At 40.1% G+C, this 19,000-nt stretch carries 13 protein-coding genes and 1 pseudogene; 10 read left to right on the plus strand and 4 right to left on the minus strand.

Translation table 11 applies throughout. The features are described from left to right. Positions 1-204: 204 nt before the first annotated feature. The gene (locus BN1082_RS05505; RefSeq protein WP_090631925.1) at positions 205-504 is read left to right on the plus strand and encodes a hypothetical protein; all 300 of its coding nucleotides are present in this window, start codon (positions 205-207) and stop codon (positions 502-504) included. Further along, positions 497-976, plus strand: a complete 480-nt coding sequence (locus BN1082_RS05510) for a hypothetical protein (RefSeq protein WP_090631928.1) — start codon at positions 497-499, stop codon at positions 974-976. Before BN1082_RS05505 ends, BN1082_RS05510 begins: the two co-directional genes overlap by 8 nt. Positions 977-1,118: 142 nt before the next feature. Here the strand turns inward: BN1082_RS05510 and BN1082_RS05515 are convergent, their stop codons facing one another. Then, a complete protein-coding gene (locus BN1082_RS05515) occupies positions 1,119-1,460 on the minus strand; it encodes a zinc ribbon domain-containing protein YjdM (protein WP_090631932.1) in 342 nt (113 codons plus the stop codon). Positions 1,461-1,712: 252 nt separating this feature from the next. Here BN1082_RS05515 and BN1082_RS05520 point away from each other — a divergent pair, with 252 nt between their 5' ends. Continuing rightward, positions 1,713-2,237, plus strand: a complete 525-nt coding sequence (locus BN1082_RS05520; RefSeq protein ID WP_090631935.1) for a GNAT family N-acetyltransferase — start codon at positions 1,713-1,715, stop codon at positions 2,235-2,237. Positions 2,238-2,395: 158 nt separating this feature from the next. On the opposite strand, the gene BN1082_RS05525 is transcribed toward BN1082_RS05520, so the two are convergent. Both BN1082_RS05525 and BN1082_RS28820 read right to left on the minus strand, forming a co-directional pair. Beyond that, complete coding sequence (locus BN1082_RS05525; protein ID WP_090631938.1) at positions 2,396-3,508, minus strand: Ger(x)C family spore germination protein; 1,113 nt, start codon at positions 3,506-3,508, stop codon at positions 2,396-2,398. After that, positions 3,505-4,035, minus strand: a complete 531-nt coding sequence (locus BN1082_RS28820; RefSeq protein ID WP_090631941.1) for a GerAB/ArcD/ProY family transporter — start codon at positions 4,033-4,035, stop codon at positions 3,505-3,507. Before BN1082_RS28820 ends, BN1082_RS05525 begins: the two co-directional genes overlap by 4 nt. Before the next feature lie 29 nt (positions 4,036-4,064). On the opposite strand from BN1082_RS28820, the gene BN1082_RS28825 reads away from it, so the two are divergent. Then, complete coding sequence (locus BN1082_RS28825; protein WP_425412127.1) at positions 4,065-4,220, plus strand: GerAB/ArcD/ProY family transporter; 156 nt, start codon at positions 4,065-4,067, stop codon at positions 4,218-4,220. Here BN1082_RS28825 and BN1082_RS05535 read toward each other — a convergent pair. Beyond that, entirely contained in the window at positions 4,146-5,627 is a 1,482-nt protein-coding gene (locus BN1082_RS05535; RefSeq protein ID WP_090631943.1) for a spore germination protein, read from the minus strand. The two genes, BN1082_RS28825 and BN1082_RS05535, sit on opposite strands and share 75 nt — an antisense overlap. 253 nt (positions 5,628-5,880) lie before the next feature. On the opposite strand from BN1082_RS05535, the gene BN1082_RS05540 reads away from it, so the two are divergent. The 6 genes and pseudogenes from BN1082_RS05540 to BN1082_RS05560 all read left to right on the plus strand — a co-directional run bounded on the left by BN1082_RS05540 (position 5,881) and on the right by BN1082_RS05560 (position 18,885). Beyond that, complete coding sequence (locus tag BN1082_RS05540) at positions 5,881-6,639, plus strand: SDR family oxidoreductase (protein WP_090631945.1); 759 nt, start codon at positions 5,881-5,883, stop codon at positions 6,637-6,639. Positions 6,640-6,883: 244 nt separating this feature from the next. Then, positions 6,884-9,727 carry a bifunctional YncE family protein/alkaline phosphatase family protein gene (locus BN1082_RS05545; protein WP_245640325.1) on the plus strand — a complete coding sequence of 948 codons (2,844 nt, stop codon included), beginning with the start codon at positions 6,884-6,886 and terminating at the stop codon, positions 9,725-9,727. 263 nt (positions 9,728-9,990) lie between these two features. Next, the gene (locus BN1082_RS05550) at positions 9,991-12,834 is read left to right on the plus strand and encodes a bifunctional YncE family protein/alkaline phosphatase family protein (RefSeq protein ID WP_425412128.1); all 2,844 of its coding nucleotides are present in this window, start codon (positions 9,991-9,993) and stop codon (positions 12,832-12,834) included. A 458-nt stretch (positions 12,835-13,292) separates the two neighbouring features. After that, positions 13,293-15,758, plus strand: a complete 2,466-nt coding sequence (locus BN1082_RS05555) for a bifunctional YncE family protein/alkaline phosphatase family protein (protein ID WP_245640327.1) — start codon at positions 13,293-13,295, stop codon at positions 15,756-15,758. Between the two features lie 59 nt (positions 15,759-15,817). Next, positions 15,818-15,895 (plus strand): annotated as a pseudogene (locus BN1082_RS28830) (3-ketoacyl-ACP reductase); the annotation flags it as partial. A 245-nt stretch (positions 15,896-16,140) separates the two neighbouring features. After that, on the plus strand, positions 16,141-18,885 hold the full coding sequence (locus BN1082_RS05560) for an alkaline phosphatase family protein (protein ID WP_245640328.1): 2,745 nt from the start codon (positions 16,141-16,143) through the stop codon (positions 18,883-18,885). Positions 18,886-19,000: the final 115 nt, after the last annotated feature.

Raw genomic sequence — 19,000 nt, forward strand, 5'->3', positions numbered from 1 at the left:
ACTATTGGGGTATTAGAAAGCTGTGTTAATTTTTGTTGGAAAATGAGAATTTTGTCTAAATTTCTCACAAGAAGTAACGTTTATAACTTGTTTATTTTAGAAAAATATCTTACGCTATCAAAGGAAAGATATTTGTAAAAAGCTTGGAAGTTACAAGTAAATTCGACATTATCATTAAGAAAATATTAAAATCGTGGTGTTACTATGTATAAAATTTTAAAAATATTACACCATACTGCTGGTTTAGTGGGTTCTTTATTAGTTTTACTTATGGCCATAACTGGTATTTTACTCAATCATCGTTCCCTTATCGGCTACTCTTCCAATACTGCATTTGAGTTGCAAAAGTTTATTTTTGCATTGCATTCTGGAAGTGTTGGGAACACTTCAATCGTTTGGCTTACCGATTTAGGAGCCATTTGTATGATTGTGTTAAGTATTTCGGGTGTTTGGATGTGGGTGAATTTACTATTTAAAAAAAGAAGGGGTAAAAAAAATGAATAAAAAAATATTTGTACCAATCATGGGAGCATTTCTTGTATTAAGTCTTGCAGGCTGTGGAACGTCACAAACCACTAATAAGTCTGAAAATAAAAGTTCCAACCAAAGTAGCCAAGCCTCAAAATCGAACGAAGATCATTCGATGAAAGGTATGAAAATGGATAATCAACCATTGGAAAAAGCATTCCAAGATGAGCTTAATGGCTTTACAACAATTGAGCAAGATATACAAAAGGGAGATTATAAATCTGCAAATACTCTTGCTGGGAACCTTCACGATGAATTTCACGCTGCCATTCTACCTCCATTGACAGATAAAAAAGGAAAAGCCTATGCAGAAGACATTCACGGAAAATATGATGAGCTTCAAGATGCCATTACAAGTAAAGATACTTCAAAAATTGCAGAACTCATCAAAGTGAATCGTGATAATCTTAATACTGCTGCCCAAATTTTGGGTGTTACATTAAAGTAGTAGCGAAGAAATATAAGCAGAAAAATAATATAGAAAGACGTTCATTAAGTTACTGAACTATCTTAATGAACGTCTTTTCTTATTATTATTCACTTTTATGCGACTTTCTCTAACAGCTTCACACTGCACACTAAAACCGCATTTATACCTTTTTAACAAATTCAGATTTTAATTTCATTTCTCCGAATCCATCAATTTTGCATTCAATATCATGATCTCCATCAACTAAACGAATATTTTTTACTTTTGTACCTATTTTTAAGACGGATGAACTGCCTTTTACTTTAAGATCTTTAATTATTGATACAGAATCACCATCGTTTAAGACATTTCCATTTGCATCTTTGATAATCTTTTTATCTTCATTATTTTCTGTTTCTGATTCTAAAGACCACTCATGAGCACATTCTGGGCAGACAAAAAGACTTCCATCTTCATAAGTGTATTCTGAATTACATTTTGGGCAATTTGGCAAATGCATAATTTTATTTCCTCCATATGTTCTATATTTCCTTTTTACAACTTCGCAAGAAAAGCAATTTCAAACGTAAAAATAGTGAGTTCCTTCTATACTGCCATAGTCTTGTCATATTGCCAACCCTAGGCTAGAAAATCGTTAGGCTACTGTGGCAGATCATTTCTTGTTCCCCTAACGTTCAATAGAAATATAGTTATTTTTTGATAAATAAAGTAAAATATACTAATAATTCAAACTTTTAGCCGGTGGGGTGAGAGAATGTTTCCTATATTAGAAACGGATCGATTAATCTTGAGAGAATTAGTTGAAGATGACGCTCGAGATATTTTAAATTGTTTTTCTAATGCTGATGTATTACGTTATTACGGACAAAAACCATTAACAAGTTTAGATCAGGTGAAACAAATCATTAGAAATTTTTCTACGGATTATGATGAAAAACGTGGAATTAAATGGGGAATTGAACAAAAAGAAATAGGTAGTCTTATTGGAACGATTGGATTTCAAGAGTGGTCTCTTGAACATAGAAGAGCAGATATAAGCTATGCACTTTTTCCGGAAAAATGGGGGGATGGATTCGCAAGCGAAGCAGTTAAAAAAATCATTTCTTATGGTTTTGAAGAACTTGGTTTAGAGCGTATTGGAGCAGTTGTTTTTGTTGAAAATAAAGCTTCTAATCATTTATTAACAAGATTAGGTTTTATAAAAGAAGGGGTTTTGAGAAAATATTTGTATCAAAATGATATTCCATTTGATGCAAATATTTATTCCTTGTTAAAGTAAAACTCATTCTGAAAGAAAAGCTCGGACTGACTTGAGGTCACAAGCAAGCCGTCATGAAGGTTAAAAAACAACCTTTATGACGGCTTGTTTTGTGTTTGTCTTCACTACTCTCTTTTTTAGAAGGACTAGATTTTTTTATTTTTAGGATAGGTTTAATATCAATTCAAAACCCCGGTATTTAAAATATTCACAGTGACCTTGGGATTTATTTCAATTTCTTGATATTGTTTTTTTTGATTGTATTTTTCACTTAGCTCTGGGTGCTTGATCATTATTTCTCTTCTAATAGCAAGAGCATCACAATTGGCTGCTTGTAATTCGTTCGTTACACTTTTTGCGAGTAACGTGAGTTTTTCTGATAAAAGTTCATTAAGCTTATCCTTTTCATCCATTCTTCCATTTATATATTCATTAATTGTAACGTTAAGTTTTAAGGAGATATCAGCTTTAATTTGATTCTTATTATTAATCTTCAATTTTGTTTTTTGTTTACTATTAAAAACTGATATTGAAAGATATTTCTCATGCTCCTTATTTCCCATCGGAAAAGTGAACCGAGTGTACTTTCCTTCCTTTTTAGTGAGTAATAAGAGTATGGTTGCTTGTTTATCTGTCAGTACATGGCCGGTAAATTTATCGCCATGAAACAATGCAACTCCTTTTACCTCAACGGTTTCTTTATTTGTCTTCTCAAAATAAGGCAAAAAAAGGTCTGTTCCAGGATCAAATATTACTGGGAATATTGTAGCAAGCGATTCTTCCGGTGTAATAGATCGCTCCTCAGTACTATGAAGAAGAGCACTTAATCCTTGACTTATGAGAACATGTTTTATTTCCTTCATTTTTAAGATAGAACTTGCCTTCCCTTTCGTTATGATAGGCTTAGCATTAATATTATTTGTTTGATCCCGATAAAATATATCGAGGATAGAATAGATACCTTTTTTCGCTAATTCTTCACCAAAAAGGATAACCTGCACCTTATTTGGAGCATAAATACCAGGCACAGCTGTGTCCCATTTTTTTCTTATTTCTCTAGGGGTTCTCCCTTTGCTTTCAACAATAATGTTTATGGGCTGTGTTTGTCCTCCGCCAATCTGCTTTAAGATACGTATAATCGAGGTTCCCAAAATCTGATTTTCTTTGTCTGTTGTATCATAACTAATACTAAACGCTAAAGTGTTTTCTTTAAGAAGTTTTTGATCCCAACAACCTGTTGCAGTTAGTAAAAGAGTAGATAATATCATTACCTTGAGCATCTTCATCTTCATTCACCACTTACCGAAGGTTTTCTTTTGAGGAAGGATAACGTTAGCAAAAGAATGGGGATGATCAGAATAAAAGTGTAAGCGAATGATACTAATATTTTACCTAAATACATAATCGACAACTCATCCTTCGGATACAACATCGTTCCGACTAGAACGAATATGGATATGAACCATACTATTTTTCTTCGCTTTACAGCATGATGCAAATGAGTTGCTCCTACACTAGCCATATAGATATACATAATGTAAGTAGTGGTTAAAGGAATAATCCAAATGGAAAATATAATGATATCTAAACGTTCAACTAAGGAAAATAGGGATATTGATCTTAGTAAAAACAAAACAGGCTCAGGAATTCTATCAAGGGTAACGGGGCTAAAGTAAACTAAACATGTAAACACCAAATAAGTATAGAAAATTGATATAAATAAAACTGAAAGAGAAGCTGCCTTCCATTTACTTTTTTGGCTAGCAGCAACATTTGATAGTACAAGCAGTATTACTTCTATTCCTCCAAATGAGAATATGGCTTCGTTTGCACCAAGTTGTTTTCATCATGTGGTCTCTAAATAACCGATTTCCGCAAAAAAATATATATGAGGTAGCAATAGAGCTCCTTGGAGCAGTAGTTGGTAAGTTATTGAGTGTATTCTATATTTTTTATTTCGTTTTCATATCGTTCTATACCCATGCCCACTACAAATATATTTAATATCGATTTTGCTAATTGTCGAAACTTTAATGGTGCTGCAGGTGCAAAGTAGGGGGAATCCAAAGTCTCAAGTTTACATAAATGAAACGTTATCAGTATTAATCCAAAAATAATTCCTACAAAACCTAGAATGGAAGCGAGGATCATAAGAGGAAAGCTGAGTAATCGAATGGAAACTCCCATCTCATGAACAGGGACGGCAAAGGAGGAAATCGCTGTAAGAGCAATCACAATAACCATAGTGTTAGATACTAAGTTTGCTTCAACAACAGCTGTGCCAATCACCAAACCTCCTACAACACTGATCGTCTGTGAAATGGGACTCGGCAAGCGAATGGCAGATTCTCTAAGTAACTCCAATGTAATTTGCATAATAATGGCTTCAATAAGTGGAGGAAATGGAATATTTTCCAGTGCCCCTTTAACATTGGCAACGAGTTCTATTGGAATGACTTCAAAATGAAATGAAACAAGCGCTATGTAGCCTGCCGGTAAGGTAATTGTAATAAGAAATCCCATTAATCTTATTAAACGCTGAAAAGAACCAACATAAACACGGCCTTGTATATCATCCGTTGCTTGATAAAATGCAAAGAATGTAACGGGCATTAATAGGGCTGTAGAACTCCCTTCTGGAATAACTGCAACACTACCACCTAAAATATATTCACTAACACGTTCGGGCTTTTCCGTGTTGAGTAATTGAGGAAATGGCGAATACAAATGCTCTTCTATATAATTTTGAATAGTACCTGATGTAATATTGACGTCTCCGTTTATTTGTTTTAGTCTTTGTTCCACTTTTTGGATAATATCGGGCTTAGCCTTGTTTTTCATGTAAACAATAGCGACCTTTGTATAATGGTCACTTCCCAATACTAAATATTTAATCACAAGGTTTTTACTTTTTAGTCTCTTTCGAATGAGATTAACATTTGTATTTAAATCTTCAGAAAACCCTTCGTGTGAATCCCTTATGACCTGTTCTGTTTGTGGCTCTTTAATTTTTCGTTTCTCGAAATTAGATGCTTCAATGTTATATCCTTTCGTCTCCCCTTGTATAAATATACCAACCTTTCCGCTTAGCATACCTGTGATGATATCTTGTAAATCCATTGATTCTTGGATTTCAGAAACGGGCAGGGAGGGTATGTTTATTTCATCTTTAGCTGTGATAGGCTCAATTATTTTAGAAGCGATGTCTTCTTTTTTTATAATAGAACTTAAAAAAATTAATCCTATCTTGCACTGATTTACATTAAGGATTCGAGTTTGTAAATCATCCGTGTTGGATAAGGCTTCTTTTATAGCTGATATATTTTCTTCTATTTCAGCAGAAATAGATTGATCATTTGAGATTGTACCTATGGAATCATGATCTTTTTTCCGTTGTCGAAATAACCACATGCAGAATCACCTAAAACCCTCATTCTATAATTTCACTTTTATCTTTTGTAATAAAAAGGAGATTATTCCTTTAAATATTTCGTATACACTTTCATACCAAAAAAGTGTTCATTAATAGACACATAAAGCTTTATTAGATGATTGAATAGTTTGTATTTAATGAATTATACTATAATTTGAGGATAGTTATTGAACGGTGTGTTCAATAGAAATAACCTTAAAAACGTATTCAATTATATTGGGGGGATCTGTAATGAGACTTCAAAATAATGTGGCAGTGGTTACTGGAGCAGCTTCAGGAATGGGGAGAGCAATTGCTATTCTTTATGCAAAAGAAGGTGCTAAAGTAGTAGTTTCAGACATTAATGTAGATGGAGCAAATTCTACAGTAGAAGAAATCAAATCTAATGGCGGAGAAGCAATTGCTGTCATGGCAAATGTGGCAAAAGAGGAAGATATTCAGAATTTAATCGATACGGCTGTCAATACATACGGCACCTTAGATATTCTAGTTAATAATGCTGGAATTATGGATAATTTTGAGCCTGCTGGCGATATAGAAGATGATAAATGGGAGCGAATTTTTGCTATAAATACAACGAGCGTTATGCGTGCTACACGTAAAGCATTACCAATCTTCTTAGAAAAGCAAAAAGGGGTCATTATTAATGTTGCTTCAATTGGAGGATTAAATGGAGCGCGTGCAGGTGCAGCTTATGCAGCTTCTAAGCACGCAGTGATTGGATTCACCAAAAGTACAGGATTTATGTATGCTCAAAAGGGTATTCGTTGTAATGCCATTGCACCAGGTGGGGTTGAGACGAATATCGGTACTTCGATGACAAGCATCAATGAATTCGGTATGGGACGCGCACAACTTGGAATGGGTGCTAATCCTCGTATCGGTAAGCCAGAAGAAATTGCAAACATTGCCCTGTTCTTGGCTTCAGATGAATCAAGTTTCGTTAACGGAACAGTCATTACAGCGGATGCCGGTTGGACAGCGTATTAAATTAATGACCAATTAAGAAACTACCAAGATAATTTTTGGTAGTTTTTTTATTTTAAGGCTAAATTTACAAATTATTTATCCAATTTTAAAAAAATTAACATTAGCTCAACACTAATTTACATTAACGTAATAGAGGGTTTACAAATCCCTAGTATTCTATTAAAGTATTCAAATTTAATGTCATAACATTATGATATCAAATTTGGGTGATTTAATGATGTTATTAGAAAAGGGAGTGAAAGGTTTGGGGAAATTTAAAAAGAAGAAAAAAGTGATTGCTGGACTTGCATTGAGCACTGTATTACTTGGTTCTGTAAGTGCTTATGCCGCAAAGGATGGTGCATTTGGGAGTACCTTAGTCGGTCGACAACCAAACGGCACAGTCATGACTGCTAGTAATCATTTGCTTACACCAGCCGGAAAGACAGTTGAATTTCCCGGAAACCCAATGTCCGTTGCCGTTAATCCAAACGGAAAGACTGCTGTAGCCTTAGATGGAGGAGGTAAAGGCGGAACTGGGCTTAACATTGTGGATCTGACAAGCGGAAAGCTGATCGGCACGAATGTCGACATTGGTCTTCCCAATGCTTGGGGACTCGCTTATTCTCCTGATGGTAAAACCCTCTATGCAACAGGTTTAAATAATAACTGGCAAGCAGTAATTACCACTATGTCAGTGGCTGATAACGGAACTCCTACAGTGACCTCGACTTTGTCACTACCAAATGCTAGTGTGGGTGGCGATATTAACCCGCTAGACATGGCTTTTGGGCCTGATGGAAAGACGCTCCTTGTAGCTCTCAATCGAGACAATAGTCTTGGTGTTGTTGATCTGCAATCGGGAAAACTTACTACCAAAATACCTGTAGGAAACGCTCCGGCAAGTGTAATGGTTAATGGGAATACGGCATACGTAACAAATCAAGGTGGTAGAAAAGCTAATTCAGGGGACTTCACTTTGGATTCCTCAGGTACGCAAGTTGTAGTAGATCCTAAATTGGGTACTACAACTACTGGAACCGTATCGGTGGTTGATCTCACCACGAATACAGTTACGAAGACAATTCCTGTCGGAGTTCAGCCACAGCGAATGACGCTATCTGGAAAGTATCTCTTTGTAACAAATACAAACAGTGACACGGTGTCAGTTATCGACACACAAACCAATGACGTCGTACAAACGATTAATATCAAACCATACCCGAATGCACCGCTTGGCTCTGAACCGAACGCTGTTAAAATGATTAACGGGAATCAATTAGTAGTTAGCTTGGGGCAAGATAACGCCCTCGCCGTATATGACTGGAACGGACCGAATAAAGAACCTCGCCTAAAGGGACTGGTACCGACTGGTTCGTTCCCTGTTGATATGGCCATTGATCCTATTAACAATCAACTTATTGTCTCAAATATGAATGGAGTAGGCGCGCTCGGACCAGATGGCACGGTTAATCTAGGGGGAGACACAAGAACAGGTCACCAAGTTTATGCTCAAGTCGGCTCTATATCAATGATTCCGTTCTCTTCGAACAAAAATCTCGAGAAACAGACGGACCAAGATCTCGCTAAATGGACGGACCAAGATCTCGAGAACCGACAGGATAAAGATTTCGAGATATGGACGGACCAAGATCTCTCTAAATGGACGGACCAAGTTTACTCAGATAACAACTGGTTCGGGTTGAAAGACCAAAACGCCGAGCCTCGCAACAATAAGAAGCCTGTAGCAATGCCAGAGAGAATCGGTGAGCCTTCCACCATCAAACACGTGTTTTACATCATCAAAGAAAACCGTACGTATGATCAGGAACTAGGAGACCTTGGTAAAGGCAACGGTGATCCAACTTTGACTCAGTTTGGTCAGACTGTTACACCAAACGCCCATCAGTTAGCAAATACATTTCCGTTGTTGGACAACCTCTACACTCCTGGCGTGCATTCAGCCGAAGGGCATCCATGGGTTACACAGGCAACCGACACTGACTATTCTGAGAAAATTGCAGATGGAGGAGACAATCGAAGCTACTGGGATGACACTATGACGAATGCACCAACCGGGAATATCTGGACTAACGCCGTGGGACATCATGTAACGACTGAAAACTTCGGAGAAACCGCAAAAATTTTTAGCGGTCCTGAGCCATTTGGCAACTGGACTTCTTGGTATAACGATTACTTGATCTTGTCGGGTCAAAAGCAAGGTTCGCTTCATGTGCCTGTTGGGGATTATCAATCACGTAGTGTTTATTTTCCAGTGATGGATTCTATCATGTACAAGCCGTATCCTAACAACTCCCTAGCAATTCCTGATGTGTACCGGGCTCAACTCTTCGTGGACAGGTTTAATGAGCATGTAAAGAACAATGATTTACCACAATTCACTACCATGTACTTACCTGACGACCATACAGCTGGAACTTCAAAATCGGTACCAACACCTCAGGCAATGGTAGCGGACAATGATCAGGCAGTTGGAAAAATTGTAGACGCCATCTCTCACAGTCCATACTGGAAAGACTCAGCCATCTTCATTACCGAAGATGATACTCAAACTGGTGTAGATCACGTAGATGGTCACCGTGAACCAGCATTTGTCATTAGTCCGTGGGTAAAGAAAGGAATAACTGATAGCCACTACTGGACCACTAATAATATGATTAGAAGTATGGAACAAATACTTGGGTTACAGCCTATGAATCAGAACGACGCTGCGGCTGATCCGATGAGCGAGATCTTTACCGACAAACCGGATTTTACTCCGTATAATTTGGTTCCAAATCAAATACCGCTAAATTGGATGAACGGGCAGCCTGCACCACAGGCAGCGACTGTAGCGGCAACACCAGCAGCAGCACCTGCAGCAGTACCTGCAACGACAACTGCAGCGAAGCAGATGCAAAATGATTGGGATTCCTGGTCCGAACAGCATAAGGATGATTTCGGGCAAAACTCAAAGATTGACACGAATACGAACGAGATGAACCATGCAACTTGGTACGCTACAAAGGGATATGATAAACCATATCCGGGTGAAGATAAGGTCTTAACACCAGATGAAGTTGAAAAGCAACCTGCAAGCCATAAATAAAATTAGCATTTCATGATTATCTCATAAACGAAGAGGATGTCCCAAAGGTATAACTTTCTGGGGCATCCCTTTTTTATTTTATGGCCAGATTTGAAATAATATTTTCAATTTTAAAAATAATTTACATAAGATTTACACTATTTTACATTAACCTAATAAAGGGTTTACAAATTGCTAGTATTCTATTAAAGTATTCAAAATTCAATATCATAACATTATGACATTGAATTTTTGGTCATTTAATGATGGTACTAGAAAAGGGAGTGAAAGATTTGGGGAAATTTAAAAAGAAGAAAAAAGTGATTGCTGGACTTGCATTAAGCACTGTATTACTTGGTTCTGTTAGTGCTTATGCCGCAAAGGATGGTGCATTTGGGAGTACCTTAGTCGGTCGACAACCCAACGGTTCAGTTATGACTGCTAGTAATCATTTGCTTACACCAGCCGGGAAGACAGTTGAATTTCCCGGAAACCCAATGTCCGTTGCCGTTAATCCTAATGGAAAGACTGCTGTAGCCTTAGATGGAGGAGGTAAAGGTGGAAAAGGGCTTAACATTATGGATTTGACAACCGGAAAGCTGATCGGCACGAATGTCGACATTGGTCTTCCCAATGCGTGGGGACTAGCTTATTCTCCTGATGGTAAAACCCTCTATGCAACAGGTTTAAATAATCAGTGGAAAGCGGTAATTGCCACTATGTCAGTGGCTGATGACGGAACTCCTACAGTGACCTCGACTTTGTCACTACCATCAGCTAGTGTGGGTGGCGATATTAACCCGCTAGACATGGCTTTTGGGCCTGATGGAAAGAAGCTCCTTGTAGCTCTCAATCGAGACAATAGTCTTGGTGTTGTTGATCTGCAATCGGGAAAACTTACTACCCAAATACCTGTAGGAAACGCTCCGGCAAGTGTAATGGTTAATGGGAATACGGCATACGTAACAAATCAAGGTGGTAGAAAAGCTAATTCAGGGGACTTCACTATGAATTCCTCAGGTACGCAAGTTGTATCACACCCTGAATTGGGTACTACAACTACCGGAACCGTATCGGTGGTTGATCTCACCACGAATACAGTTACGAAGACAATTCCTGTCGGTGTTCAGCCACAGCGAATGACGCTATCTGGAAAGTATCTCTTTGTAACAAATACAAACAGTGACACAGTGTCAGTTATCGACACACAAACCAATGACGTTGTGCAAACGATCAATATCAAACCATACCCGAATGCACCGCTTGGCTCTGAACCGAACGCTGTTAAAATGATTAACGGGAATCAATTAGTAGTTAGCTTGGGGCAAGATAACGCCCTCGCCGTATATGACTGGAACGGACCGAATAAAGAACCTCGCCTAAAGGGACTGGTACCGACTGGTTCGTTCCCTGTTGATATGGCCATTGATCCTATTAACAATCAACTTATTGTCTCAAATATGAATGGAGTAGGCGCGCTCGGACCAGATGGCACGGTTAATCTAGGGGGAGACAAGAGAACAGGTCACCAAGATTATCAACAAGTCGGCTCTGTAACAATGATTCCGTTCTCTTCGAACAAAAATCTCGAGAAACAGACGGACCAAGATCTCGCTAAATGGACGGACCAAGATCTCGAGAACCGACAGGATAAAGATTTCGAGATATGGACGGACCAAGATCTCGTCAAATGGACGGACCAAGTTTACTCAGATAACAACTGGTTCGGGTTGAAAGACCAAAACGCCGAGCCTCGCAACAATAAGAAGCCTGTAGCAATGCCAGAGAGAATCGGTGAGCCTTCCACCATCAAACACGTGTTTTACATCATCAGAGAAAACCGTACGTATGATCAGGTACTTGGAGACCTTGGAAAAGGCAACGGCGATTCAACTCTGACTCAGTTTGGTCAGACTGTTACACCAAACGCCCATCAGTTAGCAAATACATTCCCGTTGTTGGACAACCTCTACACTCCTGGCGTGCATTCAGCCGAAGGGCATCCATGGGTTATACAGGCAACCGACACTGACTATGAGGAGAAAACTGCAGCTGGAGGAGACAATCGAAGCTACTGGGATGACCCTATGACGAATGCACCAACCGGGAATATCTGGACTAACGCCCTGGCACATCATGTAACGACTGAAAACTTCGGAGAAACCGCAAGATATTTTAGCGGTCCTGAGCCCTTTGGGAATTGGACTAGTTGGTATAACGATTACCTGATATTGTCGGGTCAAAAGCAAGGTTCGCTTCATGTGCCTGTTGGGGATTATCAATCACGTACTGATTATTTTCCAGTGATGGATTCTATCATGTACAAGCCGTATCCTAACAACTCCCTATCAATTCCTGATGTGTACCGGGCTCAACTCTTCGTGGACAGGTTTAATGAGCATGTAAAGAACAATGATTTACCACAATTCATTACCATGTACTTACCTGACGACCATACAGCTGGAACTTCCAAAACGGTACCAACACCTCAGGCAATGGTAGCGGACAATGATCAGGCTGTCGGAAAGATTGTAGACGCCATCTCTCACAGTCCATACTGGAAAGACTCAGCCATCTTCATTACCGAAGATGATACTCAAAATGGTGTAGATCACGTAGATGGTCATCGTGAACCAGCATTTGTCATTAGTCCGTGGGTAAAGAGAGGAATAACTGATAGCCACTACTGGACCACTAATAATATGATTAGAAGTATGGAACAAATACTTGGGTTAAAGCCTATGAATCAAAACGATGCTGCGGCTGATCCGATGAGCGAGATCTTTACCGACAAACCGGATTTTACTCCGTATAATTTGGTTGCAAATCAAATACCGCTAAATTGGATGAACGGGCAGCCTGCACCACAGGCAGCGACGACATCAGCAGCAGCAACACCAGCAGCACTTGCACCAACACCTGCAGCGCAGCAGATGCAAAATGATTGGGATTCCTGGTCCGAACAGCATAAGGATGATTTCGGGCAAAACTCGAAGATTGATACGAACACGAATGAGATGAACCATGCGGTTTGGTACGCTACAAAGGGATATAATAAACCATATCCGGGTGAAGATAAGGTCTTAACACCAGATGAAGTTGAAAAGCAGCCTGAAAGCCATAAATAAAAATTCCTTTTTTCATTAGCATTTCATGATATCTCATAAACGAAGAGGATGTCCCAAAGGTATAACTTTCTGGGGCATCCCTTTTTTATTTTATGGCCACATTTAAAATTTTGGCTGTGTTAAAGGTCATTGTTGATTTTTGAAACTATGTTGATTGGAGCGGAAGGCGCGAGACTCCTCGAAAATGCTATCGCATTTCCTTCGTGCGTGGGCGGATTCAAGGATGTAATTCAATGTCCTGTGGGAGTACGGGGCAGGGGAGACCCCACAGGCGCTTAAGCGCCGAGGAGGCTCCCCGGAACGCCCGCGGATGCTCGCTTCTTGAGCGCAAATCAACAGGCAAGTTTAACGCAGTCAAAATTTTAATAAGAATTTACATTAGCTTTATACTATTTTACGGTAACGTAATAAAGGCTTAACAAACTTCTATTATTCTATTAAAGGATTCACCTAAATAATTGCATCTAGAAAAGGGAGTGAAAGATTTGGGTAAATTTAAAAAGAAGAAAAAACTGATTGCTGGACTTGCATTAAGTACTGTATTATTTGGTTCTGTTGGTGCTTATGCAGCAAAGGCGGCGGTGCCGCTAATAGTCGGACCAAAAGCGGATGGTACGAGCGTGACCCCTCATGGATGGACAATTACCCCGGCCGGAAGTCAATTAAGCTTAGGCGATTTCCCAATGGGCGCTGCATTAAGTCCGGACCAACGTTATCTTGTAGTGTCCAATGATGGACAAGGAAAACAATCTTTACAGGTTGTAGACTTAGAGCAGAAAAAAGTAGTACAGACAATTTCCTATAATGCTCCACAGTCTCTTTATCTCGGCGTGGTATTCAGTCCTGATGGAAAGAAGATGTATGCCTCTGCCGGCGGAAACAATAAAATCCGTACATTTAATTTCGATCAAGGGAAGCTTACCGAACAAGCCCCAATCGTCATGACTGACGCAAATCATTCCAATTTCTTTCCGGCAGGTCTTTCTATTTCTCCAGACGGAAAGTTCTTATATGTAGCCAACAATTTAAACAATTCTGTTTCTCGTATCGATATTTCCACAGGTAATTTAACAACGGCGCCTGTCGGACATGACCCGTATATGCCACTTTTAACTCATGACGGTAACACGTTATTTGTTAGCAATTGGGGGGAAAGCAGCATCAGTGTGCTGAATGCGAACGATCTTACGGTAAAAGCAACTATTCCGGTCGGACTTCATCCTAATGCGATGGCGCAAAATCCGGTAAGCGGATTGATTTATGTAGCGAATTCGGACAGCGATGATATTTCTGTTATAGATCCTGTTTCACTGAAGGTAACTCAAACCATCTCTCTTGCCCCTTACCACAAAGCACTTAAAGGGAGCGTTCCAAACGCGCTAACCGTAAGCCCGGATGGGAAAACCCTTTATGTCTCGAATGCCGGAAATGATGATATCGCGGTAATTAACCTTGGCGACTCTGATTCGAAAGCTGAGGTCAAGGGTCTTATCCCAACAGCTTGGTATCCGACCGGCGTTTATTTGAGTAAAGATGCCAATCAACTGATGGTTTTAAATGCCAAAGGTTTGGGTGCCGGTCCTAATACCGTTAAAGGTCAATATATAGGAAATATGATCAAAGGTTCTATGTCCTTTATCGATGTACCCGACAAAAAACAGTTGAAGAGCTATACAGAGCAAGTAGAAAACAACAACAATTTCAATAAAAAAGAAGATAGTAATGAAGGATGGTTTAGCCAAGGAACAGAGGATAAGGCCAATTTCCCGATTCCCCGTTCTAGCGAGCAATCCTCACCTATTAAACACGTCATTTATGTCGTCAAAGAAAATCGAACTTACGACTCTGTATTTGGAGATTTGAAAAGAGGAAATGGGGACCCATCCCTTACTGAGTTTGGACAAACGATTACTCCGAACCTTCACAAGCTTGCGCAGCAGTTTGTAACCATGGATAACTTCTATGTAAACTCAGAGATCAGTACGGATGGACATAAGTGGGCGGATACTGCTCAAGCCAATGATTTTATACAAAAGAACTGGCCGCAAACGGACTCGGGACGCAGAGCATCCGTCGATATCCTAAAGCCGGCATCCCAAGCGGAAAAGGGGAATATATGGAATATGGCCATGAAATCCAATGTTTCTTTCCGCAACTATGGTGAAGGGCAGCAATTTGATGCGAGTAGCGGACTTTGGGTGCCGAGGGATCCGCAAGTCGGAAATAACTATGACCCTAATTATGCAGGCTATATGTCGAATGTTAACGACATGGACCGCTATGCAGCATGGAAAAAGGAATTCGACCAGTTTGTCCAAAACGGCAAACTGCCACAGTTAGAAGTTTTATATTTGCCTAACGATCACACTTTTGGAACCACGCCTGGACAATTTACACCGCAAGCGGCGGTGTCGCAAAATGACTATGCACTTGGAAATATTGTAGACGCGGTTAGTCATTCGCCGTATTGGAAAGATACAGCCATCTTTGTAACTGAGGATGATGCTTCAGGCGGGCTGGACCACGTAGATGGTCATCGGTCCGAGGGACTTGTCATCAGCCCTTATACTCAAACGGGCAAAGTTGATAGTACATTCTATGATCAGATGTCAATGCTGAGGTCGATGGAACTGATCCTGGGATTGAAGCCAATGACTCAATTTGACGCATCGGCAATTCCAATGCTCAATGCTTTTACAAGTCATCCAAATTTTTCGCCTTATACAGTGGAACAGCCTCAGTACCCGATTGATAAGATCAATGGGAAAAGCGCACCGATGGCTATGGAGTCGAAGAGTATCGATTTTTCTCAGCCAGATATCGCTGATGAAGATTTGTTGAATCAAATTCAGTGGAAAGCTACCAAAGGGAATAAACCGTTCCCTGCGAATGTGAAGACAAATGGCAATGGTGATAACGATTAAACGAATCCTGGGTTTAAAGCCAGAGAGTTAATTTGATGCATCCGTCTACTTAACTCATTTTGGGATTGGATTCAAATGAATCTAGTTTTGTTAATGGAACAGTCATTACAGCGGATGCCGGTTGGACTGCATATTAAATTGTTGACCAATTAAGAAACTACCAAGATAATTTTTGGTAGTTTTTTTATTTTAAGGCTAAATTTGCAAATTATTTATTCAGTTTTAAAAAAATTAACATTAGCTCTACACTAATTTACGTTAACGTAATAAAGGCTTTACATACTACTAGTATTCTATTAATGGATTCAAATTTAATGTCATAACATTATGATATCAAATTTTAGGTCATTTAATGATGTTATTAGAAAAGGGAGTGAAGAATTTGGGGAAATTTAAAAAGAAGAAAAAACTGATTGCTGGACTTGCATTAAGTACTGTATTATTCGGTTCTGTTAGTGCTTATGCAGCAAAGGATGGTGCATTTGGGAGTAACTTAGTGGGACGACAACCTAACGGCTCCGTTCAAACTCCAGATAATCATTTGCTCACACCTGCTGGGAAACAAGTTGAATTTCCTGGAAACCCAATTTCCGTTGCCGTTAATCCTAACGGAAAGACTGCTGTTGCTTTAGATGGTGGAGGCTACGGTGGAAGTGGGCTTAACATTGTGGATCTGACAACCGGAAAGCTGATAGGCACGAATGTCGACTTGGGTCTTTACAATGCTTGGGGACTCGCTTATTCTCCTGATGGTAAGACACTCTATGCAACAGGTTTAAATAATAAGAATCAAGCGGAAATTGCCACTATGTCAGTGGCTGATGACGGAACTCCTACAGTGACCTCGAATTTGATACTACCAGATACTATTCTGGAAGGATGGAATGATAGTAACCCACTAGACTTGGCTGTTGGTCCTGATGGAAAGACGCTCCTTGTGGCTCTTAATCGAGGCAATAGTCTTGGTGTTATTGATCTACAGTCGGGGAAATTTTCTACCCAAATACCTGTAGGAAACGCTCCGACAAGTGTAATGGTTAATGGGAATACGGCATACGTGACAAATCAAGGTGGTAGAAAAGCTAATCCAGGAGACTTCACTATAAATTCCTCGGGTACGCAGATTGTCGCAGACCCTAAAATGGGTAATTCATCTACCGGAACCGTATCGGTGGTTGATCTCACCACGAATACAGTTACGAAGACAATCACTGTCGGGCTTCAGCCAGAGCGAATGACGCTATCTGGAAAGTATCTCTTTGTAACAAACACAAACAGTGACACGGTGTCGGTTATCGACACACAAACCAATGACGTTGTTCAAACTATCAATATCAAACCATATCCAAATGCACCGCTTGGATCTGCACCGAACGCTGTTAAAATGATTAACGGTAATCAATTAGTAGTTAGCTTAGGTCGAGATAACGCCCTCGCCGTATATGACTGGAACGGACCGGATAAAGAACCTCGCCTGAAGGGACTCGTACCGACTGCATCGTTCCCAGATGATATGGCCATTGATACTGTTAATAATCAACTTCTTGTCGCTAACTTGAATGGAGTAGGCGCACTAGGATCAAATGGCACTAGTAATGTAGCGGGAAACAAGGTAACTGGTCATTCACCTTATGCTCAAGTCGGCTCTTTATCGATGATTCCGTTCCCTTCGGAGAATGATCTCGCTAAAATGACGGACCAAGTTTACACAAATAACGACTGGTTCGGGATGAAAAACCGAAACGCTGAGTCTCGCAACAATAAGAAACCTGTGGCAATGCCAGAGAGAATCGGTGAGCCTTCCACCATCAAACACGTGTTTTATATCATCAAAGAAAATCGTACGTATGATCAGGTACTCGGAGACCTTGGTAAAGGAAACGGCGATCCAACTCTGACTCAGTTTGGTCAGACTGTTTCACCAAACTTCCATCAGTTTGCCAATACATTCCCGTTGTTGGATAACGTCTACACAAGTGGCATTCAGTCAGCCGCTGGGCATCAATGGGTTACACAGGCCACCCTTCCTGACTATGAGGAGAAAGAGACAGATGGAGGAAATAATCGTAGCTACCCTGGAGGAAAAATCGGTGACACCCTGACATATGCACCAACCGGGCATATCTGGGATAACGCCCTAGCACATAATAAATCGGCTGCTATCTTCGGAGAAAACGCAACTAATTTTAGCGGTCCAGAAGCCTTTGGCACTTGGACTGATTGGTATAACGATTACCTGAAGTTGACGGGTCAACAGCAAGGTTCGCTTCATGTGCCTGTTGGGGATTACAAAGCATCAAGTGATCTTCCATCAGCGGATTCTATCATGTACAGACCGTTTCCTACCAATACACAACAAATTCCTGATGTGTACCGGGCAAAAATCTTCTTGGACAAGTTTAATGAGTATGTAAAGAACGATAATTTACCTCAACTCATGACCTTGTGGTTACCTAACGACCATACTGCTTCAACTGCCAAAGGGTACCCAGCACCGCAGGCAATGGTTGCGGACAATGATCAGGCTGTCGGAATGATTGTAGACGCCATCTCACACAGTCCGTACTGGAAAGATTCGGCCATCTTCATTACTGAAGATGATTCTCAAGGCGGTGTAGATCACGTAGATGGTCACCGTGAACCAGCATTTGTCATTAGTCCGTGGGTAAAGAAAGGGGTAACTGATAGCCACTACTGGACCACAACTAATATGATTAGAAGTATGGAACAAATACTTGGGTTACCGCCTATGAATCAAAACGATGCTGCGGCTGATCCAATGAGTGAGATCTTTACCGACCAACCAGATTTTACTCCGTATAATTTGGTTCATAATCAAATACCACTAAATTGGATGAACGGGCAGCCTGCACCACAGGGACTCTCACAAGTAGCGCCGACTGCAACGACTCCTGCAGCGCAGCAGATGGCGACTGATTGGGATTCCTGGTCCGAAAAGCATAAGTCTGATTTTGGTGGACCAGTCTCGAAGCCTGACGTTGAGAACGCAAACGTGATGAACCATGCAACTTGGTACGCTACAAAAGGATATGATAAACCATATCCGGGTGATGATAAGGTCTTAACACCGGATGAAGTTGAAAAGCAGCCTAAGAGCCATAAATAAAAATTCTCTTTTCCATTAGCATTTCATGAATATCGCATAAAACGAAGAGGATGTCCCAAAAGTATATACTTTTGGGACATCCTCTTTTTTTTTGCCTTCATCCAAAGGAATGAGG

This window comes from Neobacillus massiliamazoniensis (assembly GCF_001048695.1).
Classification (GTDB): Bacteria; Bacillota; Bacilli; order Bacillales; family Cytobacillaceae; genus Neobacillus; species Neobacillus massiliamazoniensis.

Coding starts and splice junctions, on each gene's coding strand:
- BN1082_RS05505 (WP_090631925.1), top strand. CDS start 205: ATGTATAAAATTTTAAAAATATTACACCATACTGCTGGTTTAGTGGGT.
- BN1082_RS05510 (WP_090631928.1), top strand. CDS start 497: ATGAATAAAAAAATATTTGTACCAATCATGGGAGCATTTCTTGTATTA.
- BN1082_RS05520 (WP_090631935.1), top strand. CDS start 1,713: ATGTTTCCTATATTAGAAACGGATCGATTAATCTTGAGAGAATTAGTT.
- BN1082_RS05525 (WP_090631938.1), bottom strand. CDS start 3,508: ATGAAGATGAAGATGCTCAAGGTAATGATATTATCTACTCTTTTACTA.
- BN1082_RS28825 (WP_425412127.1), top strand. CDS start 4,065: ATGTGGTCTCTAAATAACCGATTTCCGCAAAAAAATATATATGAGGTA.
- BN1082_RS05535 (WP_090631943.1), bottom strand. CDS start 5,627: ATGTGGTTATTTCGACAACGGAAAAAAGATCATGATTCCATAGGTACA.
- BN1082_RS05540 (WP_090631945.1), top strand. CDS start 5,881: ATGAGACTTCAAAATAATGTGGCAGTGGTTACTGGAGCAGCTTCAGGA.